This is a genomic window from Micromonospora sp. NBC_01405 (assembly GCF_045040155.1).
Classification (GTDB): Bacteria; Actinomycetota; Actinomycetes; order Mycobacteriales; family Micromonosporaceae; genus Micromonospora.
The window spans coordinates 1,899,784-1,916,502 of the sequence record NZ_CP109532.1 but is presented as its reverse complement, the minus strand read 5'-3'; the positions used below and the strand labels follow the sequence as shown (position 1 = coordinate 1,916,502).

Annotated in this window: 13 protein-coding genes and 1 pseudogene; 8 read left to right on the top strand and 6 right to left on the bottom strand. The window is 73.6% G+C overall.

Annotated features, from left to right (window positions below; all coding sequences use genetic code 11):
• Positions 1-19 precede the first annotated feature (19 nt).
• Both OG559_RS07380 and OG559_RS07375 read right to left on the bottom strand, forming a co-directional pair.
• Positions 20-1,072, bottom strand: a complete 1,053-nt coding sequence (locus OG559_RS07380; protein WP_405113702.1) for a hypothetical protein — start codon at positions 1,070-1,072, stop codon at positions 20-22.
• 222 nt (positions 1,073-1,294) lie between these two features.
• Positions 1,295-1,522, bottom strand: coding sequence for a winged helix-turn-helix domain-containing protein (locus tag OG559_RS07375; protein WP_396669381.1), 228 nt, complete (start codon positions 1,520-1,522; stop codon positions 1,295-1,297).
• Positions 1,523-1,730: 208 nt separating this feature from the next.
• On the opposite strand from OG559_RS07375, the gene OG559_RS07370 reads away from it, so the two are divergent.
• Positions 1,731-2,039 (top strand): hypothetical protein, encoded by a 309-nt coding sequence (locus OG559_RS07370; protein WP_405113700.1) that lies wholly within the window; start codon positions 1,731-1,733, stop codon positions 2,037-2,039.
• Between the two features lie 112 nt (positions 2,040-2,151).
• On the opposite strand, the pseudogene OG559_RS07365 reads toward OG559_RS07370, so the two are convergent.
• A pseudogene (locus OG559_RS07365) lies at positions 2,152-2,394 on the bottom strand (cyclase family protein); the annotation flags it as partial.
• A gap of 424 nt (positions 2,395-2,818) precedes the next feature.
• Here OG559_RS07365 and mfd point away from each other — a divergent pair.
• The 6 genes from mfd to OG559_RS07335 all read left to right on the top strand — a co-directional run bounded on the left by mfd (position 2,819) and on the right by OG559_RS07335 (position 11,928).
• Entirely contained in the window at positions 2,819-6,526 is a 3,708-nt protein-coding gene (gene mfd / locus OG559_RS07360; RefSeq protein ID WP_405113698.1) for a transcription-repair coupling factor, read from the top strand.
• Between the two features lie 124 nt (positions 6,527-6,650).
• Positions 6,651-7,454 carry a hypothetical protein gene (locus tag OG559_RS07355; RefSeq protein WP_405113696.1) on the top strand — a complete coding sequence of 268 codons (804 nt, stop codon included), beginning with the start codon at positions 6,651-6,653 and terminating at the stop codon, positions 7,452-7,454.
• Positions 7,451-8,437 (top strand): nucleoside triphosphate pyrophosphohydrolase, encoded by a 987-nt coding sequence (locus tag OG559_RS07350; protein WP_405113694.1) that lies wholly within the window; start codon positions 7,451-7,453, stop codon positions 8,435-8,437. Before OG559_RS07355 ends, OG559_RS07350 begins: the two co-directional genes overlap by 4 nt.
• Before the next feature lie 170 nt (positions 8,438-8,607).
• A complete protein-coding gene (locus OG559_RS07345; protein WP_405113692.1) occupies positions 8,608-9,261 on the top strand; it encodes an RNA polymerase sigma factor in 654 nt (217 codons plus the stop codon).
• Entirely contained in the window at positions 9,258-10,268 is a 1,011-nt protein-coding gene (locus OG559_RS07340; RefSeq protein ID WP_405113690.1) for a CU044_5270 family protein, read from the top strand. The genes OG559_RS07345 and OG559_RS07340 overlap by 4 nt, the downstream gene beginning before the upstream one ends.
• 40 nt (positions 10,269-10,308) lie before the next feature.
• Complete coding sequence (locus OG559_RS07335) at positions 10,309-11,928, top strand: DUF885 domain-containing protein (RefSeq protein ID WP_405113688.1); 1,620 nt, start codon at positions 10,309-10,311, stop codon at positions 11,926-11,928.
• A 55-nt stretch (positions 11,929-11,983) separates the two neighbouring features.
• Here OG559_RS07335 and OG559_RS07330 read toward each other — a convergent pair whose 3' ends face one another.
• The 3 genes from OG559_RS07330 to OG559_RS07320 form a co-directional block, all read right to left on the bottom strand.
• Positions 11,984-13,444, bottom strand: a complete 1,461-nt coding sequence (locus OG559_RS07330; RefSeq protein ID WP_396669388.1) for a multicopper oxidase family protein — start codon at positions 13,442-13,444, stop codon at positions 11,984-11,986.
• Between the two features lie 222 nt (positions 13,445-13,666).
• Positions 13,667-14,479 carry an NAD(+) diphosphatase gene (locus OG559_RS07325; RefSeq protein WP_405113686.1) on the bottom strand — a complete coding sequence of 271 codons (813 nt, stop codon included), beginning with the start codon at positions 14,477-14,479 and terminating at the stop codon, positions 13,667-13,669.
• 32 nt (positions 14,480-14,511) lie between these two features.
• Positions 14,512-15,204, bottom strand: coding sequence for a hypothetical protein (locus OG559_RS07320; RefSeq protein ID WP_405113684.1), 693 nt, complete (start codon positions 15,202-15,204; stop codon positions 14,512-14,514).
• Between the two features lie 214 nt (positions 15,205-15,418).
• Between OG559_RS07320 and eno the strand changes: the two genes are divergently transcribed.
• Complete coding sequence (gene eno / locus OG559_RS07315) at positions 15,419-16,702, top strand: phosphopyruvate hydratase (RefSeq protein ID WP_405113682.1); 1,284 nt, start codon at positions 15,419-15,421, stop codon at positions 16,700-16,702.
• Positions 16,703-16,719: the final 17 nt, after the last annotated feature.

The window sequence follows — 16,719 nt, the reverse complement described above, 5'->3', positions numbered from 1 at the left end:
CCGGCTGCCGCCGCTGCCCTCACTCCGCGGATCGGGCATCCGTGCTGGCTGGGGCGGTGGTGGTCGGCCGTCGGGCGGTGCCGCGCCGGCCGCGTACCAGCGCGGCCGTGAGCAATCCCACGACGCCGAGCGCCGCCCAGAGCACCAGCCCGCCCACCGGCCAGGTCATCGAACGGCGGTCGAAGTAGACCGCCGACTTGATCAGGTCGGTGGTCAGCCCGGGCACGTTCCAGAGGTGCATCCCGCGCAGCCAGGTGGGCAGGAACTCCGGTGCGTAGACGCCGCCGGAGCCGGGGTTGCCGAGCACCACCAGCAGCAGGATGACGAGCCCGGTGCCGAGCAGCCCGAGCCAGCCCTGCACCGCGGCGGCGACCATCGCGGCGGCGAAGACAGCCAACGCCCCGACTGCGGCGACCGCCGGCACGTCGTGGTCCCACACGTCCAGCCCCGGCCCGACGATCAGCGCGCCCACCACGCCGAGCACCACCGCGTACGCGGCGAGGGCGGCGATTCGCAGCCCGGCGCGGGCGAGGCTCCGGGGCGCGGTGCCGATCTTCAGGCCCAGGGCGGTGGAGGCGAGGTAGCCGCCCAGCACGTAGCCGACCGCGAGGTAGAACGGGACGAGGCCGCGCGGGTCGCTCGGAGTGACCGGCACCTCGTCGGTGACCTGGAGCGGCAGGTTCGCCTCCCGGGCGGTCTGGCCGAGCACCTGCTCGACCACGTCGGTGGCGGCCGGCGCGGAGGCGCTGGCGGTGGCCAGGCGCAGCCCGCCCTCGGGCGTGGAGGTGAGCACCCCGTACACCTCGCGGGCGGTCAGCCCGTCGTCGGCGGCCTCGGCGTCGCCGTACTCGACGGGCTCGATCGTGTCGGTCCGGCCGCGCACGGCGGCCATGACGGCCTCGGCGTGCTGGTCGCCGACGACCACCCCGACCGGCAGGTCGCGGGGCGTGGGCTGGTGCAGCGCGCCCACGTACGCGGCGATGAACGCGGCGGCCAGCGCCAGCGTGCCGACCAGCAGGGCGGCGGCGCGGGGCAGCCAGTCGCGCACCGGGATGTCCGGCTCCTCGTCCACCTGGCCAGCCTAGGGGCGATACTCCCGTTTTGGGGCGTTTCGCCGGGCCGTGGCACCGGGCCGTGGTGCCGGGCTGGGCCGCCGTGACCCGGGCGCTCGCCGCCTATTGCCCGGCCGCGGTGGTCGTCTTCGACGTCGATCTCGGCCACACCGACCCACAGTTGATCATCCGGTACGGGGAGAGTCCGTCGTCGACTCCGTGCAGCGCCGGATCAGCGTGCGCTACCGACCGTCGGGCTCCCGCACGAACACCCCGGCGCCCGGGGCGCCCTCGACCAGCCCGCGAGCCTTGAGCCAGTCGATCGCCGAGCGGACCACCTGGCGGGAGACGCTGAACTCGGCACACAGTTCCGTGCCGGAGGGCAGCTTTGCTCCCGGTGGATACTCGCCCGACTCGATGCGCTCGGTCAGGGTCTCGATGAGTCGTTGTTTCTTCGTGTACGCAGGCATGGGCTTACTTCCGTGGCAGGTAAGGCCATGTGATCACGGTTGGTGCGAAGCGTCAATGAAAAGTGCGCTCAGGTACTGGCCTAACATGACAGGTAGTGCTAGCTTTGTGGCGGGCAGCCGTGGCAGGTTCTGCCTACTGAACAAAGGGCGGCCCGGGGTGGAGGTGGCACTCCGCTCCCCAGGCCTTGACCGGGAAGGAGCCCGGCCCATGAGCAACCTACCGAACCATCCCCACCCGTCCTGGTGTCTTCGCGGCGCCGATTGCGCCGTGTCGGGTGGGCTGCACCTGTCCCACCTGATCGACGCGGCGGTCCGCGGCGACGAGGTGTTCCAGGTGCGACTCGGCCTGTGGCGGATGGACGTCGGACCCACCCCGCCGTCCGGTCTGCTGCTCGAACTCTCCGCCGGCGAGCACGTCGAGCGCTGGCCGATCGACCGGGCGCAGTCGCGTGCGCTCGCCCGCATCTCCCGGCGGTTGCTGGCGGGTCTCAGTTCCGGCGCGATGCGGGCTGCCTGACGGCCGGCTCGACATTGGCAAGGTCAACTCAAGATGCGTGACATCGAGGTGGCTGCGCGGCGGAAGACCTAGATGTGCGGGATCTGTCGCTGATTTCGGAAGCGGGTGGTGGTCAGGCGTCGAGGACGGCGAACGCGCGTACCGGGAAGGTGCCCATCCCGGCCACCCTCGGCGGCGCGGCGGTGAACCGGAAGCCGGTCGGGGGCAGCGCGTCCAAACCGGTCAGGTGCTCCACGATCGGGATCCCGGCCGCCAGCAGGCCACTGTGCGCCGGGCGCTCACCCCGAGCTGCCGGGCTCATGTCGTCGATGTTGATCGAGTCGATGCCGACGAGGGCCGCCCCCGCCTCGACCAGCCCTCTATCTCCCCCCGGATCGAGCACGCCCCCGCCCCCGCCCCGCACCCCGCCCCGCCCCGCCCCGCACCCTGTGCCGCCCCGCCCCGCACCCTGTGCCGGGCGGCCCCGCACCCTGTGCCGGGCCGCGCCGCGCCGCCCGGCGGGGCAGGGCGGGTAGGCCTGCGGCAGATGGACGTCGCCCTCACCCCATACGCCCCCAGGCCGTGCAAATTCACGGAATTCGTGGCCTCGGGAGGGGTCTGACACCACTAATTCCGTGAATTTGCGCGCCCACGGGGGCTCGGGGTGGGTGGGTGGGGAGGGCGGGAGGGGGGTGGGGGTGGGGGGACGGGGATAGGGTGGGGTGTTGTCAACCCCCCGTCCGGGCCGGGCGTGGGGGAACTGTCGTGTGCCACGACCGCGTCGCTGGGAAGTGATCAGATTGCTCACCGGACTCTTCGCCGCCGCCCTGGCCGATCCCGGGCTGGCCCGGGCGCGTGACCTGGCGCGCTCCGGTGCCGCACAGGTCGACGGGCTGGACCTGACCGCCCCGGCGGCACTGCGCCCGTTCGCCGTCGCCGCCGTCGCCGCCGACCCGGTCGCAGCCGCCGGACCCGCCGGGAGGCCGGCACCGGGTGCGGGGCCCGAGGGAGGGCCCGCCGGGGGCGCGGGGCGGCCCGTGCTGGCCGTGACCGCCACCAGCCGGGAGGCCGACGACCTGGCCTCGGCGCTGGGCAGCCTGCTCCCGGCCGAGCAGGTCGCCGTCTTCCCGTCCTGGGAGACGCTGCCGCACGAGCGGCTCTCGCCCCGCTCCGACACCGTCGGCCGGCGGCTGGCGGTGCTGCGTCGGCTCGCCCACCCCGACGCCGCCGACGCGCATGGGTGCGCCGGTCCGCTGCGGGTGGTCGTCGCGCCGGTCCGCTCGCTGCTCCAGCCGCAGCTCAAGGGCCTCGGCGACCTGGAGCCCGTGCAGCTCGCCGTCGGCGACGAGGCGGATCTGGAGGACGTCGCCCGCCGGCTCACCGACATGGCGTACGCCCGGGTGGACCTGGTCACCAAGCGCGGTGAGTTCGCGGTGCGCGGCGGCATCCTCGACGTCTTCCCGCCCACCGACGAGCACCCGTCCCGGGTCGAGTTCTGGGGCGACGAGGTGGAGGAGATCCGCACCTTCGCCGTCGCCGACCAGCGGACCATCGAGGCCGTACCGCTGCTCTGGGCGCCGCCGTGCCGGGAGTTGCTGCTCACCCCGGCCGTGCGTAAGCGGGCCGCCGCGCTCGCCGCCGAGCACCCGGAGTTGGCCGAGATCCTGGACAAGCTGGCCGAGGGCATCCCGGTCGAGGGGATGGAGTCGCTGGCCCCCGCGCTGGTCGGCGCGGACTCGCTGGAGCTGCTGCTGGACTGCATGCCGGCCGGCACCCACGTGCTGCTCTGCGACCCCGAGCGCATCCGCACCCGGGCGCACGACCTGGTCCGTACCTCCGACGAGTTCCTCCAGGCGAGCTGGGCCGCCGCCGCCGTCGGGGGCCAGGCCCCGGTGGACCTCGGGGCCGCCGCCTTCAAGACCCTGGCCGACGTACGGGCGCACGCCCGCGCCCTGCGCCGGCCCTGGTGGACCCTCGCCCCGTTCGGCCTGGTGGAGGCGGACGCCACCGCCCCGGCTCCCCAGCCCTGGGAGGACGGGCCGACCGAGGTCAACGTCACGCCCGACGACGCGATCGCGGTGACCCTGGCCGCCCAGCCGGCCCCGCTGTACCACGGCGAGACCCCCCGCCTCGTCGACGACCTCAAGCGCTGGGCCGGGGAGGGCTGGTCGGTCGCGCTGGTCTTCGAGGGCCACGGCCCCGCCCAGCGGGCCGTCGAGGTGCTGGGCGACGCCGGCCTCGGCGCGCGGTTCGCCGAGGAGGTCCCGCACGCGCCCGAGCCCGGCGGCGTGCTGGTCACCTGTGGCGGCCTGACCAGCGGGTTCGTCGACGAGGCGTCCCGGTTCGCGCTGCTCACCGGCAACGACGTCACCGGCGGCCGGGGCACCTCGACCCGGGACATGCGCAAGATGCCGAGCCGGCGGCGCAACACCATCGACCCGCTGGAGCTGAAGGCCGGCGACCACGTGGTGCACGAGCAGCACGGCATCGGCCGGTACGTCGAGCTGGTGCAGCGCACCGTCAACGGCGCGTCCCGGGAGTACCTGGTCATCGAGTACGCCGCGAGCAAGCGCGGCCAGCCCGGCGACCGGCTGTTCGTCCCCACCGACCAGCTCGACCAGCTCTCCCGGTACGTCGGCGGCGAGCAGCCCACCCTGCACAAGATGGGCGGCTCGGACTGGCAGAAGTCCAAGGCCCGGGCCCGCAAGGCGGTCAAGGAGATCGCCGCCCAGCTCATCCAGCTCTACGCCGCGCGGAAGGCGTCCAAGGGGCACGCGTTCGGGCCCGACACGCCGTGGCAGCGGGAGTTGGAGGACGCCTTCCCCTGGCAGGAGACGCCCGACCAGTTGGCCGCCATCGAGGAGGTCAAGCGGGACATGGAGCAGACCGTCCCGATGGACCGGCTGATCTGCGGCGACGTCGGGTACGGCAAGACCGAGATCGCGGTACGGGCGGCGTTCAAGGCGGTCCAGGACGGCAAGCAGGTGGCGGTGCTCGTGCCGACCACCCTGCTGGTGCAGCAGCACTACAACACGTTCGCCGAGCGGATGGGTCAGTTCCCGGTCGAGATCCGGCAGCTGTCGCGCTTCCAGACGCCGAAGGAGTCCGAGCGGACCCTGGAGATGGTCGCCGACGGCACCGTCGACATTGTGATCGGCACCCACCGGCTGCTCCAGACCGCCACCCGGTTCAAGTCCCTCGGCATGGTGGTCGTCGACGAGGAGCAGCGCTTCGGCGTCGAGCACAAGGAGCACCTGAAGACGCTGCGCGCCTCGGTCGACGTGCTGAGCATGTCGGCCACCCCGATCCCGCGGACGTTGGAGATGGCGATCACCGGCATCCGGGAGATGTCGACCATCGCCACCCCGCCGGAGGAGCGGCATCCGGTGCTGACTTTCGTCGGGGCGTACGACGAGCGGCAGGTGGCCGCGTCCATCCACCGCGAGCTGCTCCGCGACGGCCAGGTGTTCTACCTGCACAACCGGGTCGAGTCGATCGACAAGGCGGCGCGGAGGCTCCGCGAGTTGGTGCCCGAGGCCCGGGTCGCGGTGGCGCACGGCCAGATGGGCGAGGACGCCCTGGAGAAGGTCATGGTCGGCTTCTGGGAGAAGGAGTTCGACGTCCTGGTCTGCACCACGATCGTGGAGTCGGGCATCGACATCCCGAACGCCAACACCCTGATCGTGGAGCGGGCCGACCTGCTCGGCCTGTCCCAGCTGCACCAGATCCGGGGCCGGGTCGGCCGGGGCCGGGAGCGGGCGTACGCGTACTTCCTCTACCCGCCGGAGAAGCCGCTCACCGAGCACGCCCACGAGCGGCTGGCCACCATCGCCCAGCACACCGAGCTGGGCGCCGGCATGTACGTGGCGATGAAGGACCTGGAGATCCGGGGCGCGGGCAACCTGCTCGGCGGCGAGCAGTCCGGCCACATCGAGGGCGTCGGCTTCGACCTGTACGTCCGGATGGTCGGCGAGGCGGTGCAGACGTTCAAGGGCGAGCGTCCCGAGGAGGAGGCCGACGTCAAGATCGATCTCCCGGTCGACGCGCACCTGCCGCACGACTACGTCTCGGTGGAGCGGCTGCGCCTGGAGATGTACCGCAAGCTGGCCGAGGCCCGCGACGACGAGCGGCTGCGCGAGGTGGTCGCCGAGATGACCGACCGGTACGGCGAGCCGCCCGCCCCGGTGCAGAACCTGGTCGCGGTGGCCCGGTTCCGGCTGCTGGCCCGCCGGTACGGCCTCACCGACGTCTCGATGCAGGGCAAGCACCTTCGGTTCGGCCCGCTGCCGCTGCCCGATTCGAAGCAGCTCCGGCTCAAGCGGTACCACCCCGACTCGGTCTACAAGTCCGCAAACGACCAGGTCAGCGTGCCCCGGCCGAGCACCCGCCGGATGGGCGGCGAGCCGCTGCGCGACCAGGCGCTGCTCCAGTGGTGCGCGCAGCTCCTTTCCGACGTGCTCGGCGATCCGGCCGCCGCGGCCCGGCCGGCCGGGATCGGCGCCCGGTGAGCCGGCTCGCGGGCCGGGGCGGGCCTCGGCGGGCCGGGCCGGGGGCGCGGCGGGGCGCACGCTGACCAGCGCCGGGCGGTGGGCGGCGTCATGGCCGGTGGGCACGCATGAGAGAGTGACGGACATGCGTGCTCGCCGTCTCATCGCCGCCGCCAGCGTCGCGGCCCTCGGTGCCCTCTCCCTCGGTGCGTGCGGGAAGTCCGCGCCGGACGTCGCCGCGTACGTCGGCGACACGAGGTACTCCGTCGACCGGGTGGACGAGATCTACGACAACGCCCGGGCGATGTATGCCGCCGCCGTGAGCGCGGAGGCCGGGAAGTCCGGGGCCACCCCGTCGCCGGAGCAGCTGCGCACCTCGGTGACCCGGCAGGACGTGCTGAACCTGCTGGTCAGCATCGATCTGGGCAAGCGGGTGGTTGCCGCGCAGGGCCTCCAGGTGCCCGACGAGGTCAAGCCGGAGCAGTTGGAGCAGCAGCTCCGGATCCCGGCCGCCGCCGAGTACGCGAAGCTGTGGGGCGAGTGGGTGGACATCTCCGCCGTGCTGGGCGCGAAGCTGCCCCCGGTCGAGGTGAGCGACAAGTCGATCATGGCTGTCTATGGCGCCATCGAGAAGACCGGGGCGATTAAGTCCGGGCTGAGCGTCGCCGAAGTCCGGCAGGCGTTCGGCGAGACCGGCGAAGGCGGCGGGGGCGGCTTCGTGCGCGGTGCCACCGCGCTCAGCTCGGCCCTCCAGGAGGAGGCGGAGAAGGCCGGCGCCTCGATCAACCCCCGGTACCGGCCGATCGGCGTCCCGTCGGTGGTCAGCACCGGTCAGTCGCTGGTCTTCTACTCGCTGCCGTACATCGACCAGGACGGCCCGGTCACCGACATCTCCACCCCCGACGCCCCGGCCACGGAGTCTGCCGCCCCGGCGACCCCCGGGGTATGACGGCCCGGATCGTCCTGCTGGTCACCTCGCCCCGGCTCCCGGTCGGGCTGCTGACCGCCGCCGCCTGGGACGTCGTACGCGGCAACCCGGTGCTGGCCGGGGCGGAGAGCGAGCTGACCGCCGCGGTGCGGGCGGCGGGTGGCGCGGTGACCGTGCCGGACGGCCCGGCGACGCCGGCGCTGCTGGACGCGGCGGCGGCGCACGGCACGGTGGTCTGGTTGGCCGGCCCGGTGGGCGACGAGACGCTGGCCCGGGAGTTGGGGCTGCGGCTGGCCCGGGAGCCGGGCCTGGCCGAGCTGGAGCTGATGTACGGCTCGTGGGACCCGCCCGGGGCCCGGCTGCTCGACGCCGTCGAGGTGATGGACCGGCTGGCCTCGCCCGGCGGTGACCCGTGGAAGCGGGCGCAGACCCACCGCAGCCTCGCCGGCTTCCTGATCGAGGAGTGCTACGAGGCGTACGACGCCATCGGCGCCGACGACACCGACGCGCTCCGCGAGGAGCTGGGCGACGTGCTGCTCCAGGTGCTGCTGCACGCCCGGCTGGCCGAGGAACTGCCCGAGGGCGAGCGGTGGAACGTCGACGACGTGGCCGGCGGCCTGGTGGACAAGATGATCCGGCGCAACCCGCACGTCTTCGCCGACGACCAGGCCGTCACCCTGGACGAGATCACCGCCAACTGGGAGCGGATCAAGCGGGAGGAGAAGGCCCGGGACTCGGTGCTGGACGGCATCGCGCCGAGCCTGCCCGCGCTCGCCCTGGCCGGCAAGATCCTGGAGCGCGCCGCCCGCGTCGGCCTGGCCGTCCCGGTGCCCCTGCCCGACTCGCAGGTCGACCCGGCGGAGGCGCGGCTCGGCGCGAGCCTGCTGGCCACGGTCGCGGCGGCCCGGGAGAACGGCCTGGACCCCGAGGCGGCGCTGCGCCGTGCCGCCCTGGCGTACGCGGACGCCTTCCGCGCCGCCGAACGGGCCACCCGCACCGCCTGACCCGCAGACGCGGGATCGGCCGCGGCAGGCCCCACCGGGTGGTGGCGGCAGCGTGCGGTCCGGCGCGAACGCGACCCGGCGGGGTTCTGTGCCGCCGCCGGAGGCCCCGATCCGCCGAATCTCGTGCCGGCCCGGTGGGAACCCGGGCGGGCGAGCGGACAGGAGGGGGTGTGGACAGTTCATATCGCGCCCGGCTCCGCGCCGGCGACGGAGCAGCGTTCGGGCAGCTGTTCGAGGAACATGCCCGCGTCGTGTACCGGCACGCGTTCCGGTCGACGGGCTGCCGGAGCACCGCCGAAGACGTGGTCTCACTGACGTTCCTGGAGGCCTGGCGACTGCGCGGCAAGCTACGGCCCGACGGCGACAGCGTGCTCCCGTGGCTGCTGGGCATCGCCACGAACGTGCTGCGCAACACGAGCCGGGCGGCCCGCCGACACCGGGCCGCGCTGGCCCGGATCCCGCGTGCCGACACCGTCCCGGACTTCGCCGAAGCGGTCACCGACCGGATGGACGACGCCGAACGGCTGCTGGCGGCCAGGGCGGCGCTGCGCGCCCTGCGGCCGGCCGAACGGGAGGTCTTCACGCTCTGCGTCTGGTCGGGGCTGGACTACGCCACGGCGGCCGAGGCGCTCGGGGTGCCGATCGGCACGGTCCGGTCCCGGCTGTCCCGGGCCCGGACGAAACTGCGCGCCCTGGCCGAGCAGGCGCTCGCCCCGACGCCGGCGGTTGCCCTGCCTCCGGCCCGGGAACCCGCGCCGGTTCGCGGACAGGTACAGGGTGGCCGCACATCCGCGGCCCGGTCGATCCAGGAGATGAACCGATGAACCCACGGCTTGATCCTGCCGAGCGCGACGCCCTCGCCCGGTTGGTGCCATCACCGCCGGAGCAGGAGCTGTCCGCCGACCGCCATCACGTCCTGAAGGAAGCCTTCATGCGCGAGATCGCCCCATCTCCGGCGGCATCCCCGGCCCGGCCGTCGCCCCGGCCCCGACGTCTGCTGGCGTGGCTCGCCCCGCCGGTGGCCGCCACCGCCCTGGCCGCCGTGCTGGTCGCCACCATCGGGCTGCCCGGGGGGGACCCCGAGCGGGGCACCCCGGCGAACCAGTACGTCAAGGTGTTGCAGGGCGAGGCCGCAGGGGTGGCGCCGCTGATGGAACAGGTCGCCCTGGTGGCCGCCGCCAAGCCGGCGGCGTCGCCGGTGGCCGACGGCAAGTTCGTCTACGTCCGCAGCAGGGTCGCGTGGCTGGTCTTCCCCGAGGACGGCAACGACGGCCCGAAGGAAGCGGGGGTGAACCGGCAGGTGCTCGACGAGGTGCACGACCGCGAGCTGTGGCTGCCCCAGTCCAGCGGCGACGCGCTGGCCCGCGAGCGGGGCGAGACGTTCACGGTGAAACACTCGACGCCGAACAGTAGGTACGCCAACCTGCCGACCAACCCGGACGCGCTGCTCCAGCACATCTACGCCGAGGTCAAGCCGCAGGACCTGCCCCGCGACGTCGCGGCCTTCGACTACATCGGTGAGGCGTTGCGGGAGAGCCTGCTGCCGCCCCAGGTGAACGCCGCCCTCTACCGCGCGGCGGCGAAGATCCCGGGGGCGGTCCTGGTGCCGGAGTCCGTTGACGCCGCCGGGCGGACCGGGGTGGCCGTGGGCCGCACCGACGAGTTCGGCACGCGCACGGAGTGGATCTTCGACCGGACCAGCTTCGAGTACCTCGGTGAGCGGTCCTACCTCGTCCGGGACACCGAGACCGGCAAGGCCGGGATGCTCACCGCCACCACCGCAGTGCTGAGCCGGGGCGTGGTGGACAAGGCGGGCAACCGGCCCAACTGACGTCGAACGCCGGGCCGGCTCCCCCCGCTAGGGTCGTCGCATGTCATCCTTCGCACCCCGTGCCGAACGGATCGTCGACGCCCTGCTGGAGAGCCGGCCCGGCCTCGCGATGTCCGCCGGCGACCACCGGTGTGACGACCGGCTGCCGGACCTGTCCGCCACTGCCGTCGCCGCCGACCGGGAAATGCTCCGGGACGCCGCCGACGCGCTCGCCGAGCTGGACCCGGACGCTCTCGACGTCGAGGAGCGGGTCGACCACGCCCTGCTCACCGCCCTGGTCGACCGGGAGCTGTTCGAGGCCGACGAGATCCGGGCGCCCGAGTGGGATCCGCTGCTGTACAACCCGGGCCCGCTGCTGCACGCGCTGCTCGCCCGCCCGTACGCCCCGGCCGAGGTGCGGCTGACCAGCCTGGCCGGCCGGCTCGCGGCCGTACCGGACGCCCTGGCGACCGCGCGCGCGACGCTGCGGGACATGCCCCGGGTGCACGCCGAGACGGCGGTCGGGCAGTTCACCGGCACGGCGGCCCTGGTCCGCGACGAGGTGCCCCGGCTGCTGGCCGAGGTGCCCGCGCTGCACGACCGGGTGGAGCCGGCGGCGACCGCGGCGATCGCGGCGCTGGAGGAGTTCGTGGCCTGGCTGCGCACCGGCCTGGCGGCCGACGCCGGCCCGGGGCGCGACCCCCGGCTCGGCCGGCGGCGCTGGGAGGCCCGGCTCTGGCACACCCTCGACACGGAGCTGGGCGCCGCCGAGGTGCAGCGCCGAGCCTGGGCCAACCTGGACCGGGTCACCGCCGAGATCCGCGAGGCGGCCGTCGAGCTGGTCGGCGGCGCGGGCGACGACGAGACGGTACGCCGGGCGCTGGACCTGCTGGCCGCCGAGCACCCCGACGACCACACCATCGTCGACCTGGCCTCGGTCACCCTCGACGAGGCGACCGACTTCGTCCGCGCCCGCGACCTGGTCACCCTGGTCGACGACCCGTGCGTGATCCAGGAGATGCCTCAGTTCGCCCGGGGCGTGGCGGTGGCGTACTGCGACTCGCCCGGCCCACTGGAGACGGCGGACGTGCCGACGTTCTACTGCATCGCGCCCACCCCGGCGGACTGGCCGGCGGCGCGGGTCGAGTCGTTCTACCGGGAGTACAACGACCACATGATCCGCAACCTGACCGTGCACGAGGCGATGCCGGGGCACTTCCTCCAGCTCGCCCACGCCCGCCGGTACGACGGCCGCACCCGGGTCCGGGCGCTCGCCGAGTCCGGGACGTTCATCGAGGGCTGGGCGGTCTACACCGAGGAGCTGATGGCCGGCCTCGGCTTCGGCGGCCTGCCGGTGCGGCTGCAACAGCTCAAGATGCAGCTCCGGATGACGATCAACGCGCTGCTCGACCAGCTCGTGCACTGCGACGACCTGCCCGAGGCCGAGGCGATGGCGCTGATGACCGGCCGGGGCTTCCAGGAGGAGGGCGAGGCGGCCGGCAAGTGGCGGCGGGCGCTGCTCACCTCCACCCAGCTCTCCACCTACTTCGTCGGGTACAGCGAGATCGCCGAGATCGCCGCGCTGCGCCCCGACGGGGTGTCGGTGCGCGAGTGGCACGACGCGATGCTCGCCCACGACTGCCCGCCCCCGCGCCACCTGCGCACCCTGCTCGGCGTGTGACCGAGGGTTCCCCTGCCGACGACCGACGTCGGCAGGGGAACCCACACCGGCCGGATCAGACGATTCTGAGCTGGGCCATCATCCCCATCGCGCTGTGGTCGACCATGTGGCAGTGGTACGGGTAGACGCCGCGCCAGGTGTCGAACGTGGCCTGGAGCCGTACGGTCTGACCGGGCCAGAGGAGCACGGTGTCCTTCAGGCCGGCCTCGGTGGGATCGGCCGGGGCGTTGCCCCGGTCGAGCACCCGGAACTGCACCAGGTGCATGTGGAAGTTGTGCGGCATGAGGGCGTTGGCATTCGTCACCGTCCACTCCTCAGTGCTGCCCCAGGCGACGGTGGTGTCGATCCGGGCCGGGTCGAAGACCTTCCCGTCGATGTACGCCTGGTGCCCGGTGCCGGGCTCGTCCATCCGCAGCTCGATGTTGCGCCGCACGGTTGGCGTGGGCAGTGGCGGCAGGGTGCGCAGCCGCTGCGGCACCGAGCTGCGGTCCGGCGCCGTGGCGCGTACGACGTCGAAGCGCATCACCTGGCCGACCTGCTCGGCCGGGCCGGGCCCCATCAGGTTCTGCAACACCACCGACGTGCCCGGCTGGTAGCGCGCGAAGTCGACCACCACTTCCAGCCGTTCGCCCGGCGACAGCAGCAGGTACGGCGTGGTGACCGGCGCCTCCAGCAGGCCACCGTCGGAGCCGATCACGGTCATCTCCCCGCCGTCCGCGAGCCGCAGCAGGAAGAACCGCAGGTTGCTGGAGTTGACCAGGCGGAAGCGGTAGCGGCGGGCCTGCACCTGGAAACGCGGCCAGGGCCGACCGTTGACCAGGAGGGTGGTCCGGTTGTCGGCGTCGTCCATCGTCCAGACGAGCTGGGCGTCGGCGTCCAGGTGCGCGTCGCGCAGCACCAGCGGGACGTCGAACGCGCCGCGGGGCAGCGGAAGCGCCGCCTCGGTGCGGTCGCTGAGCAGGTAGAGGCTGGACAGGCCGCGGTAGAGGTGTTCGGCCTCCATGTGGTGGGTGTGGTCGTGCATCCACAGCGTGGCGTGCGGCTGCCGGTTGGGGTAGGTGTAGGTCCGCTCCCCGCCGGGCGGGATCGTGGCGTCACCCGAGCCGTCGTCACCGGGCGCGGTGGCGCCGCCGTGCAGGTGCACCGCGGTCGGCATGTTCAGCCGGTTGCGCTGCCGCACCACCACCCGCCGGCCCGACGTGGCACGGATCGTCGGGCCGGGCAGGTCGCCGTTGTACGTGTACACCTCCGTGCGGGAGCCCGGCAGGATCTCCAACCGCCGGCGGTGCATGGTGACCGAGTAGTAGTCGGTGGTGGCGGTCCGCAGCACCGGCCGCAGGGTCTGCGGCACGGTGAGCGGAACGGTGAACGGGGTCACGGCCGGGGCCGCCGACGTGGCGGGGGCCGCGGTGGCGGGAGCCGCGCCGACACGTCCGGCGAGGCTCACCAGGCCACCGGTTGCGCCGACGATGCCCGATGCCGCACCGAGGCGCAGCAGTTGACGACGAGTGGACACGGTGGTCCTTTCGTGGGAGGGGTGCGCGTCGTGGGAGAGGTCCGGGGAGGTTCCGGCCGACGCCGACGCCGACGGCCCGTTGACCGGGCTGTTGCCCCCGGGGCACCGATGATGCCGGGAACACCGCCGTGAGGTGACCCCTATCATTCGGGTACCCCGATGCCCGCCGGGGGCCACCGCCGGGCCCGGCCGTCAGTGCCGGAGGACCCCCCCCGCGGTCGGTCAGCCCGCCGGGCGGGCGGCGACGTGGTCGACCAGCCACCGGGAGATCGAGTACGCCGAGGGCAGCTCAGCCGGCAGCGCGTCGAGCGGGAACCAGCGGGCCTCCACCAGCTCCTTCCCGTCGACGACCGGCTCGGCGGCCGGGTCGGCGGCGGCGGTGAAGCCGGCCAGCAGTACCCCCGGCCCGGACACCGCCCAGGGCTGGCTGCCGAAGTAGGAGATCGCGCCGAGGGTCAGCCCGACCTCCTCGCCGACCTCCCGGCGGGCCGCCGCCTCCAGCGACTCGCCGGCTTCCACGTACCCGGCGACCAGCGCCCACAGCTCCGGCGGCCCGTCCGCGTGCCGCACCAGCAGCAGCTCGTCGGGGCTGCCGGCCGGCCCGGGCCGGGTGATCGCCACCAGCACGGCGGCGGAGAGCTGCATCGGAACGTACAGGTCGCAGTCGGGGCACCGCCGGGACTGCTCGCCCGGCACGTCGGCCAGTTCGGCCCGGCACGCCCCGCACCACCGGTGGGTGCGCCGCCAGGTGAGCACGGCCAGCGCCCGGCCGGCCAGGTCGGCCAGGGGGGCGGGCAGCTCGGCGGCCAGCGTCCGCCAGCTGTGCCAGCGGCCCGGGAAGGCCTGCTCGTCGGCCAGTTCGACGCCCCAGGCGGGCACCTCGTCGAGGGTGCCCAGCGGCACCCAGGCGCTGTCGGCGGGCAGCTCGGCCACCCGGGGGAACCGGCCGCCGGGGCCGGTCAGCAGCTTCCGTCCGGCGACCGCCAGGGCGAGGTCCCCGGGCTGCGGCGGCCCGGCCCGGTCGGCCCCCGGCACGAACCCATCCCGGCGGGGCGTCGGCGGGGTGGTCACGAGCCGGCGGAGCGGCGGTCGACGACGACGGCCCCGGCCGGCAGTTCGAAGCTCGCCCCGTCGACCGTGTCGCTGTAGCGGGTCAGGGCCAGCTCCGCCGGCCGGCCGTCGAGCTCGCCGGTGAAGCTGCCGAGCACGCCCTCCGTGGTCACGCAGGCGGTGAAGTCGCCGGCCGACCGCTGCACGTTGACGCAGGTCGCCTGGTGCCCGGCGAGGGTGGTGCCGCTCTGGGCGACGACCGCCTCCGGGTCGAGCGCGGCCTCGGCGAGCAGCCCCACCACCACCGGCGGGGTGACCAGGCCGCGCTGCTCGGCCTCGGTGAACAGGGCCACCGAGGGCTTCGCGGTGGTCACGGGCGGGGCGAGCAGGGTGCACACGGTCCGGCCGGTGCCGGTCTCGCACCGGGTGGTGGCCTCGGCGGCGACGGTCAGCCTCCCGCCCGGCCAGGCGTACACCGAGCGGGCCGGGTCCTGGGTCTGGGCGATGGAGGCGGCCTGGCCGCCGGAGATCTGGTAGTCGGCCGCGTAGGTCAGCTCCAGAGCCCGGTCCAGCCGGGCGGCGATGTCGTTGACCAGGTCCGATCGCCCGAACGCCCGGCCGGCGTCGTCCAGGGCCTGACAGCCGGTCACGGAGAGTGACGCGATGGCTGACAGGGCGAGCGCGCGGAGCGTGGTCGAGACGGCGGGCATGGCGACCAGCCTTGTCGATCGGTCCACGTCGCGCAAACCGGTTGCCGGGTTGAGGGCCGAGAATCCGGGAATGTCCGACGTCCACCCCCGGGGCCGGTGCGCCGGGCGACGCGGTGCGCCGAGCCGCCGCCCGATACGCTGCGTTCAACACCTGCCCCAGCCGCACCGTCGCGGCCCATACCGGACCGGAACCACACATACGAGGAGCGACTCAGTGGCAACCATCGAGGGAATCGTCGCCCGGGAGATTCTCGACTCGCGGGGCAACCCGACGGTCGAGGTCGAGGTCGGGCTCGACGACGGCACGATCGCCCGCGCCGCGGTGCCGTCCGGCGCCTCCACCGGCGCCTTCGAGGCGATCGAGCTGCGCGACGGTGACGCCGACCGCTACCAGGGCAAGGGCGTCGAGAAGGCGGTCTCGAACATCGAGGACAAGATCGTCGATCAGCTCATCGGGTACGAGGCCAGCGAGCAGCGGCTGATCGACCAGAAGATGCTGGACATCGACGGCACCGAGAACAAGGGCGAGCTGGGCGCCAACGCCATCCTGGGCGTCTCCCTGGCCGTGGCCAAGGCGGCGGCCGGCAGCGCCGAGCTGAGCCTCTTCCGCTACCTGGGCGGCCCGAACGCGCACCTGCTCCCGGTGCCGATGATGAACATCCTCAACGGTGGGGCGCACGCCGACTCCAACGTCGACATCCAGGAGTTCATGATCGCGCCGATCGGCGCGCCCAGCTTCCGCGAGGCGGTGCGCTCCGGCGCGGAGGTCTACCACGCGCTGAAGGCCGTGCTGAAGAAGAAGGGGCTCTCCACCGGGCTCGGCGACGAGGGCGGCTTCGCCCCGAACCTGCCCACCAACGCCGCCGCGCTGGACCTGATCGCCGAGGCGGTCGAGAAGGCCGGTTACCGGCTCGGCGCCGACATCGTCTTCGCCCTCGACGTGGCCGCCACCGAGTTCTTCGACAACGGCACGTACACCTTCGAGGGCGCGGCCAAGTCCGCCGAGGAGATGAGCAACTACTACACCAAGCTCGTCGGCGACTACCCGATCGTCTCCATCGAGGACCCGCTGTCCGAGGACGACTGGAGCGGCTGGGCCACCCTGACCGCCGCCGTCGGTGACCGGATCCAGATCGTCGGCGACGACCTGTTCGTCACCAACCCGCAGCGAATCGCCCGGGGCATCGCCGAGAAGTCCGCCAACGCCGTGCTGGTGAAGGTGAACCAGATCGGCTCGCTCACCGAGACCCTCGACGCGGTCGAGCTGGCCCACCGGGCCGGCTTCAAGTGCATGATGAGCCACCGTTCCGGCGAGACCGAGGACACCACCATCGCCGACCTGGCGGTGGCCACCGGCTGCGGCCAGATCAAGACCGGTGCCCCGGCCCGCTCCGACCGGGTGGCCAAGTACAACCAGCTCCTGCGGATCGAGGAGGAGCTGTCCGACGCGGCGCGGTACGCCGGGGCGGGCGCGTTCCCGCGTTACCGTTCCGCCTGAGAACGCCCAGTTAGCCT

What these genes read in the sequence shown, in the direction of transcription:
- OG559_RS07375 (WP_396669381.1), bottom strand. Translation starts at nt 1,522, where the DNA reads ATGCCTGCGTACACGAAGAAACAACGACTCATCGAGACCCTGACCGAG.
- OG559_RS07370 (WP_405113700.1), top strand. Translation starts at nt 1,731, where the DNA reads ATGAGCAACCTACCGAACCATCCCCACCCGTCCTGGTGTCTTCGCGGC.
- OG559_RS07355 (WP_405113696.1), top strand. Translation starts at nt 6,651, where the DNA reads ATGCGTGCTCGCCGTCTCATCGCCGCCGCCAGCGTCGCGGCCCTCGGT.
- OG559_RS07350 (WP_405113694.1), top strand. Translation starts at nt 7,451, where the DNA reads ATGACGGCCCGGATCGTCCTGCTGGTCACCTCGCCCCGGCTCCCGGTC.
- OG559_RS07340 (WP_405113690.1), top strand. Translation starts at nt 9,258, where the DNA reads ATGAACCCACGGCTTGATCCTGCCGAGCGCGACGCCCTCGCCCGGTTG.
- OG559_RS07335 (WP_405113688.1), top strand. Translation starts at nt 10,309, where the DNA reads ATGTCATCCTTCGCACCCCGTGCCGAACGGATCGTCGACGCCCTGCTG.
- OG559_RS07320 (WP_405113684.1), bottom strand. Translation starts at nt 15,204, where the DNA reads ATGCCCGCCGTCTCGACCACGCTCCGCGCGCTCGCCCTGTCAGCCATC.